At 73.0% G+C, this 24648-nt stretch carries 19 protein-coding genes; 7 read left to right on the top strand and 12 right to left on the bottom strand.

Features of this window, described 5'->3' with window-relative positions:
• Positions 1–38: 38 nt before the first annotated feature.
• From murJ to H1226_RS27930, 3 genes are all read right to left on the bottom strand, one after another.
• Complete coding sequence (gene murJ / locus H1226_RS27940; RefSeq protein WP_258344503.1) at positions 39–1955, bottom strand: murein biosynthesis integral membrane protein MurJ; 1917 nt, start codon at positions 1953–1955, stop codon at positions 39–41.
• 71 nt (positions 1956–2026) lie between these two features.
• Positions 2027–4261, bottom strand: a complete 2235-nt coding sequence (locus H1226_RS27935) for a DUF6049 family protein (RefSeq protein WP_258344501.1) — start codon at positions 4259–4261, stop codon at positions 2027–2029.
• 17 nt (positions 4262–4278) lie between these two features.
• Positions 4279–4836, bottom strand: coding sequence for an NUDIX hydrolase (locus H1226_RS27930; RefSeq protein ID WP_224957045.1), 558 nt, complete (start codon positions 4834–4836; stop codon positions 4279–4281).
• Between the two features lie 126 nt (positions 4837–4962).
• On the opposite strand from H1226_RS27930, the gene H1226_RS27925 reads away from it, so the two are divergent.
• Both H1226_RS27925 and H1226_RS27920 read left to right on the top strand, forming a co-directional pair.
• Positions 4963–6447: a CCA tRNA nucleotidyltransferase gene (locus H1226_RS27925; protein WP_258349516.1), complete on the top strand. Its 1485-nt coding sequence runs from the start codon at positions 4963–4965 to the stop codon at positions 6445–6447.
• A 289-nt stretch (positions 6448–6736) separates the two neighbouring features.
• Positions 6737–7309, top strand: coding sequence for a YqgE/AlgH family protein (locus H1226_RS27920; protein ID WP_224957047.1), 573 nt, complete (start codon positions 6737–6739; stop codon positions 7307–7309).
• A gap of 60 nt (positions 7310–7369) precedes the next feature.
• Here the strand turns inward: H1226_RS27920 and H1226_RS27915 are convergent, their stop codons facing one another.
• On the bottom strand, positions 7370–7762 hold the full coding sequence (locus H1226_RS27915) for an SdpI family protein (protein WP_224978067.1): 393 nt from the start codon (positions 7760–7762) through the stop codon (positions 7370–7372).
• 230 nt (positions 7763–7992) lie between these two features.
• Between H1226_RS27915 and leuS the strand changes: the two genes are divergently transcribed.
• The 3 genes from leuS to H1226_RS27900 all read left to right on the top strand — a co-directional run bounded on the left by leuS (position 7993) and on the right by H1226_RS27900 (position 13791).
• Positions 7993–10908: a leucine--tRNA ligase gene (leuS, locus tag H1226_RS27910; protein ID WP_258344496.1), complete on the top strand. Its 2916-nt coding sequence runs from the start codon at positions 7993–7995 to the stop codon at positions 10906–10908.
• A gap of 213 nt (positions 10909–11121) precedes the next feature.
• Entirely contained in the window at positions 11122–13083 is a 1962-nt protein-coding gene (locus H1226_RS27905) for an acyl-CoA dehydrogenase family protein (protein WP_258344494.1), read from the top strand.
• Between the two features lie 288 nt (positions 13084–13371).
• Positions 13372–13791, top strand: coding sequence for a CAP domain-containing protein (locus tag H1226_RS27900; protein ID WP_309148767.1), 420 nt, complete (start codon positions 13372–13374; stop codon positions 13789–13791).
• Positions 13792–14168: 377 nt separating this feature from the next.
• Here H1226_RS27900 and H1226_RS27895 read toward each other — a convergent pair whose 3' ends face one another.
• Both H1226_RS27895 and H1226_RS27890 read right to left on the bottom strand, forming a co-directional pair.
• Complete coding sequence (locus H1226_RS27895; RefSeq protein ID WP_258344483.1) at positions 14169–14672, bottom strand: DUF4232 domain-containing protein; 504 nt, start codon at positions 14670–14672, stop codon at positions 14169–14171.
• A 136-nt stretch (positions 14673–14808) separates the two neighbouring features.
• Positions 14809–15537, bottom strand: a complete 729-nt coding sequence (locus tag H1226_RS27890) for a TetR/AcrR family transcriptional regulator (protein ID WP_258344478.1) — start codon at positions 15535–15537, stop codon at positions 14809–14811.
• Between the two features lie 347 nt (positions 15538–15884).
• Here H1226_RS27890 and H1226_RS27885 point away from each other — a divergent pair, with 347 nt between their 5' ends.
• Positions 15885–16208: a glutaredoxin domain-containing protein gene (locus tag H1226_RS27885; RefSeq protein WP_258344477.1), complete on the top strand. Its 324-nt coding sequence runs from the start codon at positions 15885–15887 to the stop codon at positions 16206–16208.
• 645 nt (positions 16209–16853) lie between these two features.
• On the opposite strand, the gene H1226_RS27880 is transcribed toward H1226_RS27885, so the two are convergent.
• Entirely contained in the window at positions 16854–18419 is a 1566-nt protein-coding gene (locus H1226_RS27880; protein WP_258344474.1) for a DUF2339 domain-containing protein, read from the bottom strand.
• A 1285-nt stretch (positions 18420–19704) separates the two neighbouring features.
• Between H1226_RS27880 and H1226_RS27875 the strand changes: the two genes are divergently transcribed.
• Positions 19705–21342 carry a phosphoenolpyruvate--protein phosphotransferase gene (locus H1226_RS27875; RefSeq protein ID WP_258344472.1) on the top strand — a complete coding sequence of 546 codons (1638 nt, stop codon included), beginning with the start codon at positions 19705–19707 and terminating at the stop codon, positions 21340–21342.
• A gap of 158 nt (positions 21343–21500) precedes the next feature.
• On the opposite strand, the gene H1226_RS27870 is transcribed toward H1226_RS27875, so the two are convergent.
• From H1226_RS27870 to H1226_RS27850, 5 genes are all read right to left on the bottom strand, one after another.
• On the bottom strand, positions 21501–22262 hold the full coding sequence (locus H1226_RS27870; protein WP_258344463.1) for an AfsR/SARP family transcriptional regulator: 762 nt from the start codon (positions 22260–22262) through the stop codon (positions 21501–21503).
• Positions 22263–22378: 116 nt separating this feature from the next.
• Positions 22379–23860, bottom strand: a complete 1482-nt coding sequence (locus H1226_RS27865) for a hypothetical protein (RefSeq protein ID WP_258344461.1) — start codon at positions 23858–23860, stop codon at positions 22379–22381.
• A 76-nt stretch (positions 23861–23936) separates the two neighbouring features.
• Positions 23937–24101, bottom strand: coding sequence for a hypothetical protein (locus H1226_RS27860; RefSeq protein ID WP_224957072.1), 165 nt, complete (start codon positions 24099–24101; stop codon positions 23937–23939).
• 79 nt (positions 24102–24180) lie between these two features.
• The gene (locus tag H1226_RS27855; RefSeq protein WP_258344458.1) at positions 24181–24342 is read right to left on the bottom strand and encodes a hypothetical protein; all 162 of its coding nucleotides are present in this window, start codon (positions 24340–24342) and stop codon (positions 24181–24183) included.
• 125 nt (positions 24343–24467) lie between these two features.
• On the bottom strand, positions 24468–24647 hold the full coding sequence (locus H1226_RS27850) for a hypothetical protein (RefSeq protein WP_224957074.1): 180 nt from the start codon (positions 24645–24647) through the stop codon (positions 24468–24470).
• Between the last annotated feature and the right edge of the window lies 1 nt (position 24648).

Below are 24648 nucleotides of genomic sequence, written 5' to 3'. Positions count from 1 at the left end.
CGATCCCCCGCACCCGCCGCCGGCCGGTGCGGCATCGCTCAACGGCGCAGCACGGCCCTGACCCGCCCGATCGCGGGTTCCAGTTCCCGCACCCGGAACAACGCCATCAGGCCGAAGATGACCGCGAAGCCGACGACCGTGCCCGCGAGCAGCTGCAACCAGCCCGTTCCCGACCCCGCTTCGCCGGGGACCACGGCGTCCACGCCGAGCACGACGCCCCAGGTCACGAGGCCGCCGAGGACCGAAGCCAGCAGCGTCTTGCCGAGCGTGATCAGGAAGACGCGCCCTTCGAGCCGTCCGAGCCGGTGGCGCAGCCAGACCTCGCCGACCACCCAGCCGACCACGAAGCTGAACGAGTTGATGAACACCAGGGCATACAGGACCATCTCGGGGTCTTCGACCAGGCCGCACAGCAGCGCCAGCCCGACCTTGACCACGGTCATCACGACCATGATCAGCGTCGGCGTCCGGGCGTCCTTGAGCGCGTAGAAGACGCGCATCTGCATCATCGTGATCGCGTAGGGCAGCACGCCGAACGCCGAGACGGCCAGCGCGATACCGATCTGCCCGGCGTCGCCGCTGCTCTTGCCGACCGAGAACAGGGCCAACGCCAGCGGGAGCCCGATGGCGCTCATGACGCCGCTGATCGGGAGCAGCGTGACCGTGGACAACCGGTTGCCCAGGGACAGGTCGGCGACGACCTTCGGGTAGTCGTGGTCGGCGGCGGCCCCGCTCATCCGCGGCAGGATCGCGGTCATCACGGAGAACCCGATGACGCCGTACGGGAGCTGCAGCAGCATCCACACGTAGTTGTACATCGACCACACGACGGCCCGGGTGCCGACGCCGCTCATCACCATCAGGCCGATCTGGCTGACGCCGACGTAGGCCAGCATCCACAGCGCGAGGCCGCCGAACTCGTTGAGCCGCGGGTCCCAGCCCCACCGCCAGCTGAACCGGAATCCGGTGCGGCGCAGCGCCGGGACCTGGATGAACGCCTGCGCGACGACGCCGAGGGTGACCCCGATCCCCAGCGTCAGCAGGTGCGCGTCGGTCATCCGGATCGGGTTGACGGTGAGTTCGCCGGGCAGCGTCCAGTAGACGCAGATGGTGGCGATCACGACGAGGTTGTTGACGACGGGAGCCCAGGCCGGTGGGCTGAAGATCTGCTTGGCCTGCAGGATCGCGCTCATCAACGCGCTGATCCCGTAGAACAGGATCTGCGGCAGCAGCAGGTAGGCGAACGCGGTGGCCAGCTCCGGACTGGCGTTGCCCCCGTCGCGGACGTACAGCCACACCAGCCCCGGTGCCGCGACGACGGCGAGCGCGGTGCCGATCACCAGCATCACGACCGACAGCGTCAGCAGCCGCTGGATGTAGGACTCGCCGCCGTCGGAGTCCGACTTCTGCGCGCGCACCAGGACGGGCACGATCACGCTGGTCAGCACCCCGCCGATCAGCAGCTCGAACACGCTGTTCGGCAGGTTGTTCGCCACGGTGAAGGAGTCGTTCTCGACGCCGAAGCCGATGATCAGCGCGAGCAGGATCTTCCAGCCGAAACCGGTGATCCGGCTGATGAGGGTGGCGATCGCCATCGAGCCGCTGGCGCGCAGCAGCGACTTGCCGCCGCCACCGCCGCCGCCGGTGGGGCGCAGCACCTGGGTCTGCTCCTGGGCCTGCTCGGCGGCCTGGTCGAGACCCGGTTCGGGCAGCACCGCCGGGATCGGCTGCGTCTCGGCGGCGTGCCAGCCGGATCGCGCGGCGGCACCGCGCTCGGCGGGCACCGGCCGGGCCGCCGCGGGCACCGGCTGCTGCGGCCGGGGCGCCTGCGGCGGGCCGCCGGGCTCGACGCGCGGGATGTGCTGCGTCCGATCGTCGGCGGGAGCCGCCGGGCCGCCGGGACCGCCCGGACCCGCCGGGTGCCGCCGTGCTTCCGCGTCGCTGTCTCGGTTCACTGCCTGTGCCCTTCACTCACCGCCTGTGCCGGCTCGCGGGTGTCACTCCCGCGGGTGGCCGGACCAGGATGTCAGCTCGGGCTGCGGTCACTTTCGGTGGTGCTGCCGGAGACCGCGGTGGACTCGGCGACGGACGCCTCCCCACCTTCCGAGGCGGGGCCCTGCCCCGCGCCTGCCGCGGCCAAGCGGGCCCGGCGCGCCCGCAACCGGCGCAGGATGCGCCGCCCGGACAGGATCACCAGCAGCGCGCTGGCGATCGCGGTGAGGCCGACGGTGAACGGGTCGTAGGTGTAGGACTGCAGCTGGATCCGCTTCGCCGTGCCCAGCTTCGTCCCGGCCTCGGTGGTGACCGCCACGTCGACGGTGAACTGGCCCGCCCGGTGCACCTCGGTCTCCAACCGGAAGTGCCTGCGCCCCTGCGCGGGCACCCGGATGACGCCGAGGTCGCGGGTCTCCAGCCCGGCCGTCGCGGGGATGCGCAGCCGCACCGACACGGTCACCGGCAGGTCGTTGGTGACGGTCATCGGGATCGGCGCGTTCGACGCGGTGAGCGTGATCTTCCCGGCGAACTCGTCGAGCCTGACCTGCGAGAGCACCCCGTCGAGGGTGTCGGTGGCGACCCGCACCCAGTGCCGGGCCGCGGCCGGGTCGTTGCGCCAGGCGCTGGAGGCGCCGCGCAGCAGCCCGTTGCGCAGCGGCGTGGTGAGCGCCGCCCGGTCCAGGTCGGTCGCCGGGTCCTTCTCGCTGGAGCGGTACAGGTCGCCGACCTTGTAGTTCTGCTCGGCGAGCTGGTCGAGCACCGGCTGCGGGATCTCCTCGGCGGCGTTCTCCGCCGGGTACTCCGGTCGCGCCACCGGCAGCGCCGCGTCGCTCTGCTCCGCCTCGCCGCCGCGCTCGGGCAGCCCCGCGGGGCGCACGTACCCGGCTTCGGCGAGGCCGCGCAGGCCGTCCAGCAGCGAACGCAGGTCCTCCCCGCTGAGGTTCCAGCGCCGCGGCGGCGCCAGCACCGAGGTCGCGCCGCCCTGGGCGCCGAGCGTGGCGCGGTAGGTGAGCGCCCCGAGCGCGTTCTGCACGCTGGCCGCGCCGCCGTCCTCCGGGGACATCGCCGTCGTCTCGCGCGGGCCGCCGTGGTTGGGGTCCAGCGCCTCGGACAGCAGCGGATCGATCGGCAGGGCCGTCGGCCCGTCCTCGAACAGCCGGGACGGGGCGGGTGAGCCGGTGGACGTCGAGGCCGGGTCGACGAGCACCGTGTCGATGCCGAGGCCGGTGAGCCTGCGGGAGATCGGCTCGTCCAGCGCGCCTTCGATGGGCCAGAGCACGCTGCGGCGCGGTTCGGTGGCCAGCACCTGCTTCACCAGGCTCGCGCCGTCCAACGAGCCCTTGATCAGGTCGGGCAGCCCGGCGTGCTCCAGGGCGAGCAGGTCCGAGTCGGCGTAGGGCAGCGCCAGCACGCACCGCCCGGCGGTCGCCTCGCGCAGCTTGTTCAGCCACAGCTGCGCCGAAGCCGCCCCGGTGCCCTCCTGCGTCCCGCCGTCGGGCCGCCGCACCAGGTAGCCGCGGCTCATGGCCTGGACGGTGGCCAGCAGGTCGGGGTCGACGGCGAAGCACAACCCGTTGCCCAGCGGCGATCCGGCGCCCGCGCCGTCCACCACGGACTGCACCAGGTCGTAGAGCCTGCCGCCGGGGGTGAGCGAGGCGGCGAGCGCGTCGTCGGCGAGCACGGCCCGCTGGTCCGGCGTGCCCTCCTGCTGCATCCGCGGGTAGTCGACGATCGGCAGCAGCACGGCGATCGGCGCGGGCTCCGCCGGCTTCGCGGGCGGGGCGCCGGGCGGGGCCAGCACCGGCAGCAGGAAGCGGGACTCGCCGATCCGCGCGCGGCCGCCGTCGTCGGGCTGGCCGTTGACGTTGACCAGCAGCGGGAACGAGCCGGATTCGGCGATCTCCAGCGAGTCGGGCCCGGTGAGCGGCACCTTCAGCTCGAACGGGGCCTGCTGGCCCGGGGCGAGGGTGTCGATCAGCGGCCGGAAGCTCGTCTCGTCGACCGTGGCGGCGTTGCCGCGCAGCGCGTCCTGCACGGCGGGGTCCGACTGGGTCGGGTAGCCGCGCTGCACGCGGGCCTCGATGCCGTTGATGGTGCTGCCGGACCGGTTGGTGATCCGGCCGCTGATGCTCACCTCACCGGTCGAGCCCGAGACCACCGACGGCGTGACTTTGGTCACTTCGAGCTGGGTCGCGTCGGACCCCTGCGCGCTCGCCGTGCGGGCCGAGGTGATCGGAATCCCGCTGATCAGCAGGACCGCGACCACTGCGGCTAGCAGACACCTCACCCCGGCTCCGTTCCCGTGTTCCGGGGAGTCTTGCCGCTCCCCTGCTCGTCCGCGCCCGGCTGGGGATCGCCGAGCAGCGCGAGCGCGTGCCGCACCAGACGCCGTTCGTCGGCGTAGGCCAGCACCTCGTCCAGTTCACCTAGCGGCACCCAAGCCACCTCGGTGACCTCCACGTCCTCGTCCGAAAGTTCTCCGCCGACCGCGTCCAGCAGGAAGTGGTGCACCGTCTTGTGCACGCGCCGGTCGCCGGCGACGAACCAGTAGTCGATCGTGCCGATCGCCACCGTCACCCGTCCGATGATCCCCGTCTCTTCCGCGACCTCGCGCACCGCGGTCTGCTCCGGCGTCTCACCAGGCTCGATGTGGCCCTTCGGCAACGACCACAGCAGTCGCCCCCTGCGGTCGGACCTCCCGATGATCGCAGCGAGCCGTTCCGGCTCGGCGACCACCAGCCCCCCGGCGGAGGTTTCGTCCACGGTCCGCAGCCGCCGGCGCCGGCGGCGGTTCCGGCGCCCCGGCTGTGCGCCGCCAGAGCGGCCGGGCGACGGAGGCATGCGGCCGATGGTAATGCGATCAGCGACCGCACCGGTGGTCGAAGCGGCCCCGGAGATCCTTCGCTGAGCAGCCGATATCCTCTCCCCGTGGCCCCTTCGACCCGTGACGCCCCGGACGAGACCGACCTGCGCGCCCGCGAGCGCGAGGCCCAGCCCAGCGCGCAGCCGACGGAGGCCCAGCGCAGCGCGGTCGCCGAGCTGGTCGAGGCCGCCCCGGTCGTCGCGGAGCTCGCCGAGCGGTTCGCCGCCGCGGGCCACCGGCTGTACCTGGTGGGCGGCAGCGTCCGGGACGCGCTGCTGGGCAGGCTCGGCACCGACCTGGACTTCACCACCGCGGCCCGCCCGGAGCGGGTGCGGGAGCTGCTGGACGGCTGGGCGGAGACCGTCTGGGACACCGGGATCGAGTTCGGCACCCTCGGCGCCTACAAGCGCGGCACCACGGTGGAGATCACCACGTTCCGCGCCGACAGCTACGACGGCGTCACCCGCAACCCGGAGGTGGCGTTCGGCGACACCATCGAGGGCGACCTGCTGCGCCGCGACTTCACGGTGAACGCGATGGCCGTCGAGCTGGGCGCCCGCGAACTCGTGGACCTGCACGACGGCCTGGCGGACCTGGCAGGCGGCAGGCTGGACACCCCCGCGACCCCGCAGGAGTCGTTCGCCGACGACCCGCTGCGGATGCTGCGCGCCGCCCGGTTCGCCGCCCAGCTCGGGTTCGAACCGGCCGAGCGGGTGCTGGCGGCGATGCGCGAGATGGCCGACGAGCTCGCCCGCATCACCCCGGAGCGGATCCAGGCGGAGCTGTCGAAGCTGCTGTGCGGCCGGTACCCCCGCAAGGGCGTGGAACTGCTGGTGGAGACCGGCCTGGCCGAGCACGTGCTGCCCGAGGTGTCGGCGATGCGGCTGGAGATCGACGAGCACCACCAGCACAAGGACGTCTACGAGCACTCCCTGGTGGTGCTGGAGCAGGCCATCGACCTGGAGCGGGCGGCCGACCCGGACGGCGAACCCGACCTGGTGCTGCGGCTGGCGGCGCTGCTGCACGACATCGGCAAGCCGGGCACCCGGCGGTTCGAGCCGGGCGGCGGGGTCAGCTTCCACCACCACGAGGTGGTCGGCGCGAAGATGGCCCGCAAGCGGCTGCGGGCGCTGCGCTACTCGAAGGAGATCGTCGGCCAGGTCTGCGAGCTGGTGTACCTGCACCTGCGCTTCCACGGCTACGGCGACGGGCAGTGGACCGATTCGGCGGTGCGCCGGTACGTGACGGACGCGGGTCCGCTGCTGCCCCGGCTGCACAAGCTGGTGCGGGCCGACTGCACGACGCGGAACAAGCGGAAGGCGAACGCGCTGCAGCGCTCCTACGACGATCTCGAGGAGCGGATCGAGCGGATCGCCGCCGAGGAGGACCTGGCGCGGGTCCGCCCGGACCTGGACGGCAACGAGATCATGCGGCTGCTGGGGCTGCCGCCGGGGCCGCTGGTGGGCCGGGCGTGGAAGCACCTGAAGGACGCCCGGCTGGACCGCGGCCCGATGGAGCACGAGGACGCCGTCGCCGAGCTGCACCGCTGGGCCGCCGAACAGGGCGTCGAGGTCCCCGGCGAGGCCTGATCCGCCGGGCTGCGCGGCGGCGGGTGCGGAAGGTTGGCGGCGAGTGGGCTTCGCGACTCCGCCGATCGCACCTCCCGGCCGGGCTCAGGCGCCAGCGTGTCGAGACGGGCGTTCCCGGTTCGCGTTCTCCCTGGTCAGCTCGATCTATTAATACTCAGGTGAATCGCTGAATGCGCAAGGTTCACTGTTCGCAGTCGAGCGGGTCGATCGAGCGTCGTGAGCGCCGGAAACCGGCCGCGTTCGCGGCACGGTCACGCCAGGCGGCGCTCCGCTCTGCGATCATGCGGGGGTGGAACCAGACGCGGAGGTGGAGCCGGGGACGCTGCTGGTGGCTGCTCCGCAGCTGCTCGACGTGAACTTCCGCCGGACGGTGGTGTACATCATCCACCACCGGAACGAAGGCACCCTCGGCGTCATCCTCAACCGGCCCAGCGAGGTCGCCGTCAGCGACGTGCTGCCGCAGTGGGCCCCGCACGCCAGCGAACCGCCCTCGCTGTACGTCGGCGGCCCCGTCGAGCAGCGCACCGCGATCTGCCTCGCCGCGCTGCGGGCCGGGGAGGACGTCGGCCGGATCAGCGGCATGGTCGGGGTGCGCGGGCCGGTCGGGCTCGTCGACCTCGACGGCGACCCGGAGGACCTGGTGCCGCGCGCCCGCGGCCTGCGCTTCTTCGCGGGCTACGCCGGGTGGGACGCCAAGCAGCTCGCCGGGGAGATCGAACGCGGCGACTGGATCGTGGTGCCCGCGCTGCCGGACGACGTGATCGTCGCGCCCGGCGCGGACCTGTGGGGGCGGGTGCTGCGCCGCCAGGGCACCCCGCTGGCCTTCCTCGCCACCCACCCCGGTGACGTGAAGGTCAACTAGCCCGGAACGCGAGAACGCCCGCGGATCGATCTCCGCGGGCGTTCCGACGCCGAGGTGGGGTCAGCCGCAGCAGCCGCCGGGGCAGCCGCCGCAACCGGCGGCGACCGGTGCCGGGATCGCCTCGGCGGCCCGGTTGCCCAGGACCCCGCCGACGACCATCAGCGCGAACGCACCGGCGATGCCGAGCACCGCGACGACGACCGCGCTGGTCGTCGTGCTCAGCAGCGGCTCGGACGCGCCGGCGAGGATCGCCACGGCGCCACCGGCGAGCATCGCGGGCGCCGCGACCCGGTTGCCGAGCTCGAACGCCTCTTCGCTGCGCAGCGTCGCCGGCGTGCGCACACCCACGTAGCGGTTCGGCGGCAGCTGGCTCCGCAGTCCGCGCCACCCGATGAACACCAGCGCCGCGCCGAGTACGACGAGCAGCGCGCACAAGACCATCTGCACAGCCATCACCTGGACAGGGTACGACCGGCCCCGTCCCGGCATCCGCGCGCTACCCGGTGGCGTTCGCTGGATCACACGGCGAGCAGGGGTTCCGATCAGCGGTGCCGCCCGGGATCGTCCGGCCACCGGCGACCCGCCGCGCGGCCTCCGGACGGGCCTGCGGAAAAGCGGTTGGGGGTGGGCGGCACACTGGGGGTGTGCGATCCGCGCGGTGAGCAGGGAAGGAAACGCGGTTGATGAGCGGCCAGGCAGCAGGTGCGACGAGCGAGCCGACGGGAACGTCGGGCGGGGGTGAGGAGACGCCCCGGTTCCGCTACACCGCGGAGACGGCGGCGCAGGTCGAGCAGCGCTGGCAGCAGCGCTGGGAGGAGCTCGGCACCTTCCACGCGCCGAACCCGTCCGGGCCGCTGAGCACCGGTTCCGAGCTGGACGCGGCGAACAAGCTGTTCATCCAGGACATGTTCCCGTACCCCTCCGGTTCGGGGCTGCACGTCGGGCACCCGCTGGGCTTCATCGGCACCGACGTCTACGCCCGCTTCCACCGGATGCTGGGCCGCAACGTGCTGCACACGATGGGCTTCGACGCGTTCGGCCTGCCCGCCGAGCAGTACGCGGTGCAGACCGGCACGCACCCGCGCACCACGACCGAGCAGAACATCGAGCGCTACCTCCGCCAGATCCGCCGGTTGGGCCTGGGCCACGACGAGCGCCGTCGCATCGCCACCACCGACATCGAGTTCTACAAGTGGACCCAGTGGATCTTCCTGCAGGTGTTCCACGCCTGGTACGACCCGGACGCGGACGGCGGCAAGGGCCGGGCACGGCGGATCTCCGAGCTGGAGCAGGAGTTCGCCGACGGCGTGCGCAGCACCCCGGACGGGCGTCCCTGGGCCGAGCTGGACCGCGCCGAGCGGCGCGAGCTGATCGACTCCTACCGGCTGGCGTACCTGTCCGAGGCGCCGGTGAACTGGGCGCCCGGCCTGGGCACCGTGGTGGCGAACGAGGAGGTCACGGCCGACGGCCTGACCGAGCGCGGCAACTTCCCGGTGTTCCGCCGCAACCTCAAGCAGTGGATGATGCGGATCACCGCCTACGCCGACCGGCTGGTGGACGACCTGGACCGGCTGGACTGGCCGGACAAGGTCAAGAGCATGCAGCGGAACTGGATCGGCCGCTCGCAGGGTGCCAACGTCACCTTCGCGCTGGACGGCTCCGCCGAGCGCGTCGAGGTCTTCACCACCCGCCCGGACACCCTGTTCGGCGTCACCTACCTGGTGCTGGCCCCGGAGCACCCGCTGGTCGACGAGCTGACCGCGGCCGAGTGGCCGGAGGGCACCCGCGACGGCTGGACCGGCGGCGCCCCCACTCCGGCGCAGGCCGTCGCCGACTACCGCCGCACCGCGTCGATGAAGTCCGACCTGGACCGCCAGGAGAACAAGGACAAGACCGGCGTGTTCACCGGCGCGTGGGCCACCAACCCGGTCAACGGCAGCCGGATCCCGGTGTTCGTCGCGGACTACGTGCTGATGGGCTACGGCACCGGCGCGATCATGGCGGTGCCCGGCGAGGACACCCGCGACTGGGACTTCGCGCAGGCCTTCGAGCTGCCGGTGGTGCGCACCGTGCAGCCCACCGAGGACCACGTCGACGGCGCCTACACCGGTGACGGGCCGCGGATCAACTCCGCGAACCCCGCGGCCGGGCTGGACCTGAACGGGCTGGACCTGGACGAGGCCAAGCGCACCGTCGTCGACTGGCTGGCCGAGCGCGGCCACGGCACCGGCACCGTGCAGTACAAGCTGCGGGACTGGCTGTTCGCCCGGCAGCGCTACTGGGGCGAGCCGTTCCCCATCGTCTACGGCGAGGACGGCGAGCCGCTGGGCGTGCCGGAGAGCTCGCTGCCGGTGGTGCTGCCGGAGGTCGCGGACTACTCGCCGCGCACCTTCGACCCGGAGGACGCGGACAGCAGCCCCGAACCGCCGCTGGCGAAGGCCACCGAGTGGGCCGAGGTGGAGCTGGACCTGGGCGACGGCCTCAAGCACTACCGCCGCGACACCAACGTGATGCCGCAGTGGGCCGGTTCCTGCTGGTACCAGCTGCGCTACATCGACCCGGTGAACGACTCCGAGTTCGTCGACCCCGCCAACGAGCGGTACTGGATGGGCCCGCGCCCGGCGAGCCACGGCGCGACCGACCCGGGCGGGCTGGACCTGTACGTCGGCGGCGTGGAGCACGCGGTGCTGCACCTGCTGTACTCCCGGTTCTGGCACAAGGTGCTGTTCGACCTGGGCTTCCTGAGCTCGGAGGAGCCGTACCGGCGGCTGTACAACCAGGGCTACATCCAGGCGTTCGCCTACACCGACGCGCGCGGCGTGTACGTGCCCGCCGAGCAGGTCGAGGAGCGGGACGGGAAGTTCTTCTTCGACGGCGAGGAGGTGCGCCGCGAGTACGGGAAGATGGGCAAGAGCCTGAAGAACTCCGTCTCCCCGGACGAGATGGCCGACGCCTACGGCGCCGACACGCTGCGGCTGTACGAGATGGCGATGGGTCCGCTGGACACCTCGCGGCCGTGGGCGACGAAGGACGTCGTCGGCTCGCACCGGTTCCTGCAGCGCCTGTGGCGCAACGTCGTCGACGAGACCACCGGCGAGCTGCGCGTCACCGAGGAGCAGCCGGACGACGAGGTGCTGCGCGCCCTGCACAAGACGATCGACGGCGTGCGGGAGGACTTCGACGCGCTGCGGTTCAACACGGCGGTGGCGAAGCTGATCGAGCTGAACAACCGGGTCACCAAGGCGTACTCGGGCGCGGCGGGCACGCCGCGCGCGGTGGTGGAGCCGCTGGTGCTGATGGTCGCGCCGCTGACGCCGCACCTGGCGGAGGAGCTGTGGCAGCGGCTGGGCCACGCCGAGAGCCTGGCGCGCGGCCCGTTCCCGGCGGCCGACGACCGCTACCTGGTGGAGGACACCGCCGAGTACCCGATCCAGATCAACGGCAAGGTCCGCTCCCGCGTCGTGGTGCCCGCGTCCGCGGGCCAGGACGAGGTGCGCGCGGCGGCGATGGCCGATGAGAAGGTGGTCGCGGCGCTGGACGGCGAGGAGCCGCGCAAGGTGATCGTGGTGCCGGGCCGGCTGGTCAACGTCGTCGCCTGACCCCGTTCCGCACGAGCGGCCCGCTCCCCCGGCTCCCGGGTGGGCGGGCCGTTTCGCGCTCGTCCGCGTGTCGGGGCGGTGGGCGGTGGCCGCGGGTCGGCAGGATCGATCGCGGCCCGCATCACGGGCGCGGTGGCGAGCGAGGTCACATGGTCGAGTTACTGGCGAGTAACTAAGCTCGGCGCCGACGGCACCAGACCTGTGGAGGCTGGCATGGACATCCCGAAGACCCCCGCCCGGTTCGACGCGACCGAACTGGCGACGCTGCTCGACGGGCGCTGGGCTGGAGTCCGCGCCAAGGTGCGCGAAGCCCTGGAGGGCACCGAACTCCCGCCCGGCGACCACCTCGACACCGAGGCCCACCGCGCGCAGACCCTCGAACAGCTGCACCTGCTGGTCAAGAGCGGCATCCCCGAGATCGGCTTCCCCGTCGCGCAAGGCGGCCGGGGCGACGTCGGCGGCTCCGTCGTCTCGCTGGAGATGCTCGCCGGGAACCTGTCGCTGATGGTCAAGTCCGGTGTGCAGTGGGGCCTGTTCGGCGGCGCGGTGCAGGCGCTCGGCACCGAGCGCCACCACGAGCGCTACCTGCCCTCGATCATGAACCTGGACCTGCCCGGCTGCTTCGCGATGACCGAGACCGGTCACGGATCGGACGTGCAGCACCTGCGCACCACCGCCACCTACGACCCGGCGACCGAAGAGTTCGTCGTGCACACCCCGCACGAATCGGCGCGCAAGGAGTACATCGGCAACGCCGCCCGCGACGGGCGGATGGCGGTGGTGTTCGCCCAGCTCATCACCGGCGGCGAGCGGCACGGCGTGCACGCGCTGCTGGTACCGCTCCGCGACGAGCAGGGCGCGCCGATGCCCGGCGTGCACCTGTCCGACTGCGGTCGCAAGGCCGGGCTCAACGGGGTCGACAACGGCCGGATCACCTTCGACCAGGTGCGGGTGCCGCGCGAATCGCTGCTCAACCGCTACGGCGACGTGGCCGCCGACGGCACCTACAGCAGCCCGATCGAGAGCACCGGCAAGCGGTTCTTCACCATGCTCGGCACGCTCATCCGCGGCCGGATCTCGGTGGCGGGGACGGCGGGCAGCACCGCGAAGCTCGCGCTGGAGATCGCGCTGCGCTACGCGACCGCGCGCAGGCAGTTCGACCGCCCGGGCACCTCGGAGGAGACCGTGGTGCTCGACTACCTCGCCCACCAGCGCAAGCTGCTGCCGGCGCTGGCGAAGTCCTACGCGCTGCACTTCGCGCAGGAGCAGCTGGTGCAGACGCTGCACGACGTCTCGGTCTCCGGCGACGAGCGGGCGCAGCGCGAGCTGGAGTCCCGCGCGGCCGGGCTCAAGGCGGTGACCACCTGGCACGCCACGCACACCATCCAGACCGCGCGCGAGGCCTGCGGCGGCGCCGGCTACCTGGCGGAGAACCAGCTGCCGCAGCTCAAGGCGGACACCGACGTGTTCACCACCTTCGAGGGCGACAACACGGTGCTGCTGCAGCTGGTCGCGAAGGGACTGCTCACCGATTACAAGGACCAGTTCGACGAGCTCGGCACCGTCGGCATGGCCCGCTTCGTCGCCGACCAGTTCGTCGGCACCGTCATCGAGCGCACCGCGGCGAAGTCGCTGGTGCAGCGCCTGATCGACGCGGCGCGGGACGACGAGGACGCGGTGTTCGACCGCGGCTGGCAGCTGAAGCTGTTCGACGAGCGCGAGCGGCACGTGCTCGACGGGCTCGCCCGCAGGCTGCGCCGCGCCGCGGGCAAGGACGCCGACCCGTTCGCGGTGTTCAACAACGCCCAGGACCACGTGCTGCGGGCGGCGCGGGTGCACATCGACCGGGTCGTGCTGGAGGCGTTCGTCGCCGGTGTCGAGCGGTGCTCCGACCCGGCGACGGCGCAGCTGCTGGAGCGGGTGTGCGACCTGTACGTGCTCAGCACGATCGAGGAGGACCGCGGCTGGTTCCTGGAGCACGAGCGGATCACGCCGCGGCGCGCGAAGGCGGTGACCGAGGCGGTGAACGGGCTCTGCCAGGGCCTGCGGCCGCACGCCGTCGAGCTGGTGGAGGCGTTCGGCCTGCCCCGCCAGTGGCTGACGGCGCCGATCGCGACGGGCGCGGAGCACGCGCGGCAGGACGCGCAGCGCGCGCACGACCGCACCCTCGGCTGATCTCCGGAACCGGCGGCCCGCTCGACCTCGCGGTCGGGCGGGCCGCTGTCGTGCGGTACCCGGATTCTTCCGGTTCCTGTCCGATCCGAAACTGTTGCGTGGTGAATGAGAGGAATTGATCTACGCCCATACGGGTGAAAAGATCGGAACGAATTTGAGCACGGATAGTGTCTTGATCTGTGCCTTGGCGCACATATAACGGAACAATCTCACTCGCCTTGGGTAGCTTTCGGCCCCATGGCATGGACCAATTCGCAACGTTCCGTAATCGCTTCGGGTCTCGCGGCAGTGGCGCTCGGGGCCGGGATCGCGGTTCCGGCCCAAGCGTTCGCCGCCGACACCGGGCAGCAGCAGCGCGTCGTCGAGCTGGTGAACGAACAGCGGGCGAACGCCGGTTGCGGGCCGGTCACCGCGGACCAGCGGCTCGCCGAAGCCGCCACCGGGCACAGCTCCGACATGGCCACCCGCGGCTACTTCTCGCACACCACGCCGGAAGGCGTCACCTTCGACCAGCGGATCAAGAAGGCCGGCCACCCGTCCCCCGGCGCCGAGAACATCGCCCAAGGGCAGCGCAGCGCCGAACAGGTCATGGACGCCTGGATGAAGTCCGACGGGCACAAGCGCAACATCCTGAACTGCTCGCTCAAGAGCATCGGCGTCGGCATCGACGACGGCGGCTCGACCTGGACCCAGGACTTCGGCTACTGAGCCGACGATCCTGTCCGATTCGGACCCCGATCCGCACCACCCCGAAGAATGCGGCCTCGGTCCGAATCGCGGAGAAACCCGGTGGGGACCGGGAAATAGGGGTGTCACACGCAGGGCCGAGGAACCGATCCCCTCTCCCGGTTCCTCGGCCCCGCACCGCCCGCCAGGTCCTCACTCGTTCTGCTTCGAGGTCGGGTGGCGGAACCTCAGCGGTTCCCCCGCTGCGGGATCTTTTCCACCGGTGGCTCCGCCACAGGCGACGAAGCTGTCCTCGCGAGGGAACCGCTGAGAACCCGCGGGTGGTCCCGTTGCTCTGGTGATTCCTTATCAGCGGCTTCGCTGCTGACAAGACGGGAACACCTGTTGTCCCGGGTTCGTCAGCTGACCGCGGGGCCGATGTTGCCGAGGTGGAGGGGGCCGTCGATGGCGCTCGGCCAATCGACGTTGATCCCGCCGCCCTGGGGCAGGTTGAACTGGGCCGTCGTGACCGGGGTCGGATCGGAGGACTCCGCCGGGGCGGACACGTAGGCGACGCCGGGGTGCTGCTCGTCGATCGTGTACCGCTGCGCGGAACCCGGCTCGGGGCTGATCACCTCGACGGGCTGCTGCGCCTCTCCGTCGAAGAAGATCAGGGACGACGGCGCGCCCTCGACCTCGCAGGACACCCCCGGCTTCGCCGCGAAGGTGATCGCGAACAGCCGCCCGTCGTCCGGCGCGTGGCCCTCCGCCACCGAGACGTCCAGGTCACCCGGCGTGCACCAGGGGTACTCGGGGGCGTCCGCGGCGGCTGCCGCGCCCGCGGTGAGCAGCGCACCTCCGCCGACCAGGGCGCTGAGCGCGGTGGCGGTGGCGACGCGGCGGAACTTCGCGGTGCTGAGCATGTGGTGCCTCCTGGCGGTCGTCGTGTTCCTCGACCACAAGACGCGCGGCACCGGCCGAGGATGCCCCCGGCCGGGCAGGAGTGAGATCCCGGACCGGCGGGCAACCGGATCGCGCCGCGGAGCGTTCTCGCCCGGATCAGACGATGCCGATCTCCGCGGCCAGCTCGTCGAGCTGCGACTCGTACAAGCGGTCCGAGTTGACCAGCGCGAACGGGAACCGCCCGAACACCTCCAGCGCCACGTGCCCGTACAACCGCACCCACCAGCGCAGCAGCACGAACACCGCATCGGTGTCGTAGGCGCTCTCGGGGACGTCCTCGGCGAAGGCGTGCGCGAGGGCCCGCTGGTTGGCGGCGAGCTCGGCCTGCAGGTCGGCGGGCGCGGCGTCGTGCCGCACGAGCGTGGTCGCTTCGACCATGAGCGGCCCGATGACGCTCATGAACACCCCGGCGAACCGGTCGTCCGAGCCGTCGCCGCGCGCCGACGCACCCGGTTCGCCGGTCTCGTCGGACCGCGTGGCGAACACCAGCGCGAACTCCTTCGGGTGGGCGAGCGCCCAGCGGCGGAACCCGTGGCAGACCGCGTTGAGCTTGCCGCGGAAATCGGCCGGGTCCACCTGCTCCAGCCGTTCGTTGAGCTCGTCGACCAGGTCGGTGCAGATGTCGTCGCCGAGCCTGCGCAGCAGGTCTTCCCGCGAGTCGTAGTAGCGGTACAGCGCGGGCGCGGTGATGCCGAGCTCGCGGGCGATGGCGCGCAACGTCACCGCGTCCCGCCCCTGCGCGATGAGCAGGGCGCGCGCGTGTTCGCGGATCTCCAGATCGGTGGCCGCACGGATGCGTTCGCGCCGGGTGCCCTGGCTCGTCATGCGGTCGCTCCATCGAGTGCTGCCGCTGGTGCTGGCGCTGCGGCGCGGATCGGGACGTCACGGGCACCGTAACGGGTCGTAGCGGCCGGACCGGTGGAACGCCCGTTTCGGTGATCAGGAATAAGCCGAGCGGCGGTGGCGTTGCGCGGTGGGGGCCAGTGGATCACTCGTCGGTGATCGCCCGACCGTGGGAGCGGGCCCGGGCCACCCGGGAACCGGAGCGCCGGGCTCGGGAACGCCGTTCCCGGTGGACGCGGTCGCGTCGGAAGCCGGGGACGCGGGGACCACTGCGCGCACGAGAACATCACGGCAACGGGCTCCGGCCCGGAAGCAGGGAGGTGCGGCCGATGGGCGCCGCGGAGCTGATCGTCTACACCAGGCCGGGTTGCCCGTTCTGCACGTCGCTGCGGGCTGGCCTGCGGCGCCAGGGCCTGGAGTACCGGGACGTCGACATCTGGCAGGAGCAGGACGCGGCCGCGGTGGTCCGCTCGATCGCCGACGGCAACGAGACGGTGCCGACGGTCGTGCTGGGCGACTGGACGGCGGTGAACCCGTCGGCGGGGCAGGTGCTGGACGCGGTGCGCGAGCACGCCCCCGAGCTGCTGCCGGACCGCAAGCCCGGTCCCGTCGAAGGCACCTTGAACGCCCTGGGCCTGAAGCGGGATCGCTGAGCTCCCCGGGAGTGGGACCAGGGGCCGGCCGCACGGGGGGCGTCACGGCCGGCGCCTGGGGGTTGCGATCGCCGGTGGCGCGATACCGGCGAGCAGCAACTCATCCAGTCTGACGCGCGGCCGCGTCGCGCGGATGCCACTTGGTCGAGAACTACCCCCGAAAGGGTGGGAACGTTCTGGAGTTCGGTGGTTGGAGTTGCGGCGAACGCCGCGCGGAGGACGTGATCCGGGAGTCGCCGGGCCTCATGCCGATTTGTCGACATGTCGCCGTCTCGACTCATCGCCGTGTTGACTCGGCGTCATCTCGACCCAGCGCCGTCTCGACCCAGCCCCGTCCCGACCCGCAGGGCCCGTCTTCGACGGCCGTCTTGATCAGCGCCCGTCCTGGTCCAGCCGCTGTTTCTCGACCCGGCGCGGTCTCGGCCCCACCCGACCGCTCGACCTCGGCTCCGCCGCGGCCTAGCTCCGCCGTCGCGGCACCTGCCGGACGCGAAGTCCGCTCCGAGCGGTCTCCGCCCCGCCGAGTTGCTCCCACCGAGTCGCCCCGCCGACATGTCGACACGTCGACCCGAGGCACGACCGGGCGTGTCGACGCGGCGACATGTCGACACACCGACCTGTCGCCGCGCCCGCGCCGACCCGCGATCACGCGGTGGCCCGCTCCTCGCGCTCCCCGACCAGCCGCGCGTAGCGGGTACCCCCGGCCAGCAGCAGGAGCCCGGCGGCGAGGAACGCCAGCACCCGCACCAACCCGGACAGCGCCGCCAGGTCGAACAGCAGCAGCTTCGCCAGCGCGGCCCCGACCAGCACGAAGCCGGTGACGCGCGCGGACACCGAGCGGATCCCGCGCAGCAGCGCCAGCAGCGCGGTCGCCAGCCAGGAGACGGTGATCAGGGCGTGCCCGGCGAGGAACCCGGCCGGGCCGGGCACCACCAGCAGGCTCAGCGCCAGCACCGCGCCGCTCCCGCCGTAGAGCACGCCGAGGGCCGCGGGCAGCACCGCGCGCGGGCTCGCCGCCAGCACGCCCAACCGGACCGCGGACCAGGTCGTGCTCGCGGCGGCGGCGCCGATCAGCAGGAACGCGACCGCACCGGAGAGCACCGCCGAGGTCGAACCGGCCGCGAAGGGCCCGGCGGGGAACAGCAGGAACGACGTCGGCGGCACCTCGGCGACCAGCGCGAGCAGCGTTCCGGCGGTGCCGAACAACGCGGCGCCCAGCAGCAGTCCCCTGCCGCGCAACCGGTGCGCGAGCAGCGCCAGCAGCACCGCCTCCGCGAGCAGCCCCAGCGACCGGCCGGAACCACCGGCGACCAGCAGCGTCGCCTGGAACGCGGTCAGCGCGGCCATCCCGCCCGCGACGGTGCCGAGCACCCGGGGCACCGCGCTCGCCAGGCCACCGGCCCACACCGCGCCCTGCGCCGCGGCGACGAGCACCAGCACCCCCAACGCGGACCAGCGGTCCAGCAGCGGTGCGACGAGCAGGGTCGGGGCCCCGGCGGCGACGAGCAGCGCGATCGCGAGCGGGTCGCGCGGGCGGTGGCGCGCGGTGACCACGGCGAGCGCGACTCCCGCGGAGGTCACCGCCAGCGCGGCCGCCGTCGCGGGCCACGGGTCGCCCGCGAGCAGCGCGTGGCCGTCGGCGACGACCGCGGCCAGCACCGCCGGGACCGCGGAGGCGGCGGTGAGCCCGCGCCAGGACCGGCGCACCTGCACCGGCATCGCGGCGACCTTGAGCACGACGAGGAACCCGGTGAGCAGCGCGGTGGTGGCGGGTTCCGCCGGCACCGGGCCGAACAGCAGCGGCGCGCACAGCGCGCAGCCCAGCACCACGCCGGCCGCGAGGGCCTGCGAGCGCCAGCGGTCGGCCAGCCACAACCCGAGCAGCGCGAGCACCAGGGCGGCGGCGAGCCCGGCCGGCGCGGGCAGGAACTCGTAGAGCGCGGTCGCGGCCAGCACGTCCAGGTAGAGCACGGCGATGCCGGTGGCGGCCAGCGCGAACGCCCCGGCGGCCGCGGTCGAGCGCCGCCGCACCTGGAACGCGCAGCCGAGCAGCACCGCGCCCAGGGCGGCGCCGCCCGCGGTCCGGCCGACCGGTCCGATCCAGCCGTGCTGCACGGCCATGACCATGAGCAGCACGACGCCCAGCAGCGTGATCGCGGCCCCGGCCCAGGCGAGCAGCCGGGTGCCCTGCCGAGCGGTCCAGTTCGCCATCCGGTCCAGCGGCGTCGGTCGCGGCGGGGGCGGTGGCGCGGTGCCGGGCAACGGGTGCGAGGCCGGGTGCAGCGGTGCGCGGTGCTGCGGGGGCGCAACGGGCGCCGGGTGCTGCGGGTAGCCGCCGCCGACCGGGCGGTTGAGCCACGTCAGCAGTCCGTCGGGCTGCGGCGGGACGAAGTGCGCGGCCGGTCCGGCCGGGGGCTGGGAGGTGGCGGGTCCGGCGGAGTTCCGCGCCGCGCCGGGCTCGACGGTGCTGGAACCGTCGTGGCTGCCGGGGTCGCTGGGCGTGCCGGAGTCGTGCGAGGGGCCGAGATCGCGGGAAGGAGCGAAGTCGCGGGAAGAACGGGATTCGCCGGGAGAACGGGGCTCGCCGGGAGAACGGGGCTCGCGCGCCGCGCCGGAACCCGGGGAGGGATCGGGGTCGCGAGGAGAACCGGGCTCCTGGGACGCACCGGAACCGAGGGCGGGGTCGGGTTCGCGAGGCGTCCCGAAGTCGCGGGAAGGCTCGAAGTCGGGGGAAGGAACGTAGTCGCGGGAAGGAACGGAGTCGCGGGAAGCAACGGTTCCACCGGACGATCCGGGATCGCCGGAAGTTCCGCAGGAGTCGGACTCTCCCGGCTCGCCACGACCGGCCCCCGAAGACGGGGCAGCCCCGGCCGCGTGCGCGGCCGGGGTCTGCGTCGGTTCGGCGAAGCTGGTGTCGACGGGCTCGCCGGGGATCGGTGCGGTCCCGGTGCGGATCGTCGCCGTCGGGAGCGGGATCCGGTCGGGTGCGCCCGGTCGGGCACGTCTGCTGCCGCCGGGTGTCGGTCGGTCGGGTGGCGCGGCGAGGATGCCGCCGGTCGGTGCGGTGCGTTCCCCAGTGCTCACGGTGTCACCTTCGGTGTTCGTCGTGGTTTCCCCAGATGCCGTTGCGCGCTGCGCGGCCGGACCGCGAAGCTGCTCCCCGAGCACGCCGAGTTCGGTCCCCAGCTCGGTGAACATCACGGCGATCCGGTCGATCGGATCGGCGAGGTCGCCGAGGTCGGAAGCGGGGCCTGCGATCGTGCGTGCTGTGCGCTGTGTTGCCATGAGCACACTCTGTCGGCCGAAGGGGTCCGGCGGGATCCGTACGGCTACTCATCGGTTACTCATCGGTCAGCTGAACCGCTGCTCCGTACGGGTACGTACTGGGTCACCGAATCACCTGGCGTGCCCGTTCCGGCGGTGCATTTCCGGGCCGATCGGATGAGCCCTGCCTACGATCGAGGAGAGGCCGCAAGAGAAGGGTATGGTCTAGACCATGTCGCTGTTCACTGGTGTCGGAGTCAGCTCCGGCCGAGCATCCGGCCCGGTCGCCAGGGTCGCCGAAGCCCTCCCCGAACCGGCCGCGACCCCGGCGCCCGCCGACGCCGCGGCCGAAGCGCGCCGGATCCGCCCGGCCGCCGAAGCCGTCGCGAACCGGCTGTTCGAACGTGCCGGAGTCGTCGGGGGCGAAGCCAAGGCCGTGCTGGAGACCACCGCCGCCATGGCGCTGGATCCGGCGCTGCTGTCCCAAGCCGAACAACTGGTCACCAACAACGCGCTCCCCGCGCCGCGCGCCGTGCACGAAGCCGCCAACGGCTTCGCCGATGCGCTGCGCAACGCGGGCGGCTACCTCGCCGAACGCGTCCGGGACATTCACGACGTGCGGGACCGCGTCATCGCCGAACTGCTCGGCGCCACCCCGCCGGGCGTGCCCGACCTGGACCGGCCGAGCGTGCTGCTCGCCCGCGACCTCGCGCCGGCCGACACCGCCGACCTCGACCCGCGGCTGGTGCTCGCGCTGGTCACCGAGGAGGGCGGCCCCACCAGCCACACCGCGATCCTGGCCCGCGCGCTCGGCATCCCCGCCGTCGTCGCGGCCCGCGGCATCCTCGCCGCGGCGCCCGTCGTCGGCGTGCTCGTCGACGGCGACACCGGCAGCGTCGAGACGTCCGGCGAACCGGTGCGCACCCGGGCCGCCGAGCGCGGGCGGGGCGTGGACTGGAACGGCGCCGGCGGCACCGCCGACGGGCACGCCGTGTCCATCGTCGCCAACGTCGGGTCCGCCGCTGACGCGCGGCTCGCGGTGGAGGCCGGGGCGCAGGGCGTCGGCCTGTTCCGCACCGAGTTCTGCTACCTCGGCGCCGACGAGGAACCCGACGTGCGCACCCAGCGCGCCGCCTACGCCGAAGTGCTGTCCCCGTTCGAGGGCAGGCCGGTCGTCGTGCGGACCCTCGACGCGGGCGCCGACAAACCGCTGTCCTTCCTGGACATGGGCACCGAGCCGAACCCGGCGCTCGGCGTCCGCGGGCTGCGGGTCTGCTTCGAGCGGCCCGGCGTGCTGGACCGGCAGCTGGAGGCCATCGCCGGGGCCGAGCAGGACTCCGGCGCGAAGGTCTCGGTGATGGCGCCGATGGTCGCCACCGCCGACGAGGCCGCCTGGTTCGCCGACCGGGTGCGCGCCGCGGGCCTCGGCCGGGCCGGCGTGATGATCGAGGTCCCGGCCGCCGCGCTCACCGCCGACGAAGTGCTCGACGCCGTCGACTTCGTCAGCGTCGGCACCAACGACCTCGCGCAGTACGTGTTCGCCGCCGACCGCATGTCCGGCGCGCTCGCCGGCCTCAACGACCCGTGGCAACCGGCGCTGCTGCGGCTGGTCGCGCTGATCGGGCAGGCCGGGCACCGGCTCGGCAAGCCCGTCGGCGTCTGCGGCGAGGCCGCGTCCGACCCGCTGCTGGCGGGCGTGCTCGCCGGGCTCGGCGTCAGCAGCCTGTCGATGGGGGCCGCCGCGGTGCCCGCCGTCGGCTCCGCCCTCGCCGCCCATCCGCTGGTGGCGTACCAGAAGGCCGCGGAGGAGGCGAAGAACGCCCCGAACGCGGCCCGCGCCCGCGAAGCCGCGTTCGCCACCCTGCAGTGACGCGTCGCCGGGGTGGGGTGCGCGGCGCACCCCACCCCGGTCACCGGCCGCGCCCCGGTGGGGCAGTACCGGGGCGCGGCCGGCGCGGCGGACGGCGAGCTCCATCCCCAGCGGAGCCCGTCGCCCACGGACACCCGCGGGCGTCCGGGTCCACCCCGTCAGGCCCGCACGTGGTCGCCGAGCACCGGGCGCACCAGCTCCCGCAGCCGCCGCGACGGCTCGATCCCCAGCTCCCGGTCCAGCAGCTGCTCGTACCGCCGGTAGTGGCGCAGGGCCTGCGCCGGGTTCGACTGCTTGAGCAGCACTTCGACCACCGCGCAGTGCGCGGTCTCGCGGAACGGTTCGACGACGGTCGCCGCCTGCGCCACTTCCAGCGCGGTCGCCAGCTGGCTCGACTGCACCAGCCGCTCCGCGGCGATCTCCAGCGCGTGCACCTGCAACTGCTGCAGGCGCTCCCGCTCGGCCAGCACCCAGTCCTCGTACCAACCGGGCAGCAGCTGGTCCTGGCGGGCGAGGGTGTGGCCGATCGCCGCCCAGTCGGCCACCGGTTCCTGCCGCAGCAGCCGCTGCCCCGTGGACGTCAGCTCGTGCACGTCCACCGACACCTGCTCCCCCAGCCCGATCTCCGGCCCCCCGCCGACGATCGCCCCCTGCACCCGCCTGCGCACCCGCCACAGGGTGGTCCGCAGGTTCGCCAGCGCGCTCTGGTCGTCGTTGCCCGGCCACAGCGTGCCCGCCACGAGGTCGCGCTGCGTCCGCCCGCGCAGCGCCAGCAGCGCCAGCAGGCGCTGCCCGTTGCTGGAAACGGCCACTCCCGCGCCGTCGCAGTGCAGCGACCACCCGCCCAGCAGGGTCAGCTGCAGCCGCGGCGCGGCTTGCGGTCTCGGGAGCGGGATCGGGCGCGCAGGTCCCTCGCTCATGGTTCCCCCCTTGTTCCGGCCAAGACGGGCCACACGCAGGCATGACCCGTCACCGGTGGCGTCGTGGCGGTGACGGCCCGCCGTTACACGACTACCCGGGGTGACGTTCCGGCTGCTCACGAGATGCGCAGGCCGAGCCGGTTGCGGGTCGCCGGCGCCCGGTGCCGCGGCACGTAGCGCGGGTGCTTCTTGCGGTACCAGGCACCGATCTTGCGCCCGGTGCGGATGACGAACGCGATGCCGCCGATCCACGGCAGCAGCAGCACGAACATCGACAGCACCGCCAGCACCCCGGCCAGCACGTGCCCGTTCGCGAAGCCCGCGGCCCCGCTGAGCCAGTAGTCCTGCCCGCGCTCCAGCGCCGTGCCCAGGTACCGCGGCACCCGCACGAACAGCAGCACCACCGCCAGGAACAGCACCGGCACCACGACCGCGACCCAGCAGGTGACCAGCAGCCGCACCCGCGGCCGCAGCGCCTCCCCGGCGGACTCGCCCGGCTGCTGCTTGCCCAGCGCCTTGCGCACCATCGGCCGCACCAGTCCGAACAGGTTCGGCACGCCCACCAGGTCGCCGAGGATGTAGTAGCCGTCCATCCGGATCAGCGGCAGCAGCTGCTGCAGCATCTGCATGTGGCTGAGCACGATGAACACCGCCAGCGGCGGGAAGTGCGTCGCCCAGAACAGCGCGGCCACCGCCAGGATGTAGATCGCGTTGAAGTACAGCCCGCCCAGGTCGGTGCGCAACCGGCCCGCCCGGTTCAGCCGGTAGGCGTCGGTGACGTTCGTGTAGAACGCCGGGAAGATCAGCAGGATGCCGACGCCGATCGCGCCCGGCTTGCCGCCGCCGTAGTGGCAGGCCGCGGCGTGCCCGGTCTCGTGGAACAGCGTGGAGCTGATCAGCAGCACGATCAGCGCCAGCACCTGCACCGGGTCGCCGACCGCCGAGTGGAACGCCGGGTCCAGCGCGCCGGAGGCGACCAGCACCACGTCGGCCACGAGCATCCCGGCCAGCACCGCCACCACCAGGATCGGCTGGAACAGCGGCGCGAGCACCGCGGCCAGCGGCCGCACCACCTTCGCGGGCAGCAGCACCCCGCGCAGCGCCAGCGCCAGCAGCGGGTCGGCGCGCGGCGCGTTCGCCACCGGCTCGTCCAGCGCCGCCACGCCCAGGGCGTGCAGCTTCTCGGCGACCAGGTAGCCGATGCCGAGCGGCGAGATCTCCCGGCCCGCGGCGGCGCTGACCCGCGCGGCGATCTCCCGGAGGTCGCGGCGGCCGTCGATGTGCGTGGTCACCTCGTAGAGCAGCTCCGACACCAGCACCATCTGGCCGTCGGCGCGGGCGATGAGGAAACGCGGATCGGTGTACCCGGCGCCTTCGTACCGGCCGCACAGCGAGACCCCCGCCGCGAGCTGCGGCACGGCGTGCTCGTCCACCTCGGCGGTGGCGGCGGCTTCCGGGGCCTCGGGCTCGGGCGGTGGCGCGTCCCGGTGGGTGGCCTGCGCTGGCACCGCGGGCGAGCCGGTGCGGCGTCGGCTCCGCGGGGTGGACGAGGCGGGCTCGGCGGGTGCGCCCGGCCCGACCTGGGTGGTTTCTGACATGGTTCCCCTCCAGGAAAACCGGCCGGGGACGGGGAAATCCCCGCCCCCGGCCGGCCGGCACGTCCGATATCCGCTTTTACTCCACGTTCGTGTACTGGCCGACGATCGCCGCGGCGTCGCCGCCGAGGCTGACCGCGACGCCGACGTTCACCGGCACGACCGTGGTGACGTCGACGAGGCTGGTGGCCTCGCGGCGGGGCAGCAGCTCGGCCGACTGCCCGGCCAGCTCCAGTTCGTTCATGTCTTCTCCTCCTAGGTGGTGCCCGGCCGCGCGCCGACGGTTTTCAACGGCGCGCGACCGGGAACTCGGTCAGGACAGGTCAGTCCTTCTGGCCGAGGTCGATGTCCTGGTTGGCGAGCGCCACGGCGTTGCACTCGCCGCTGATGGCGACCGCGGTGTTGGTGGCGTAGACGTCGGCCCAGTTCAGGCTGCCCAGGGCCTCGCGAGCGGGCAGCAGCTCCGCACAGGTCTCGAAGTTCACGATGTGCTCCAGATGTAGAGATGGGTGGAAGACGGCCGCGGCGGCGTCGCCGCGGGAGGTGACCCCGATATCCCCCATCGGGGTCACCAGGGCGGTCCGCAGGAGGACCGGGTCAGGTGGCTGGATCAGCCTTCCTGGCCGAGGTCGATGTCCTGGTTCGCGATCGCGACGGCGTCGCCCTCGCCGCTGATGGCGACCGCGGTGTTGGTCGCGTACAGGTCGGCGAAGTTGAACGAACCGAGGGCCTCGCGCGTCGGCAGCAGCTCGGCGGACAGTTCCAGCTCGGAGATCTCGAAAACGTTCACG

The organism is Saccharopolyspora gregorii, assembly GCF_024734405.1.
Classification (GTDB): domain Bacteria; phylum Actinomycetota; class Actinomycetes; order Mycobacteriales; family Pseudonocardiaceae; genus Saccharopolyspora_C; species Saccharopolyspora_C gregorii.
Note: the sequence above shows the minus strand (reverse complement) of the source record. Positions and strands in the feature narration are given on the sequence as shown.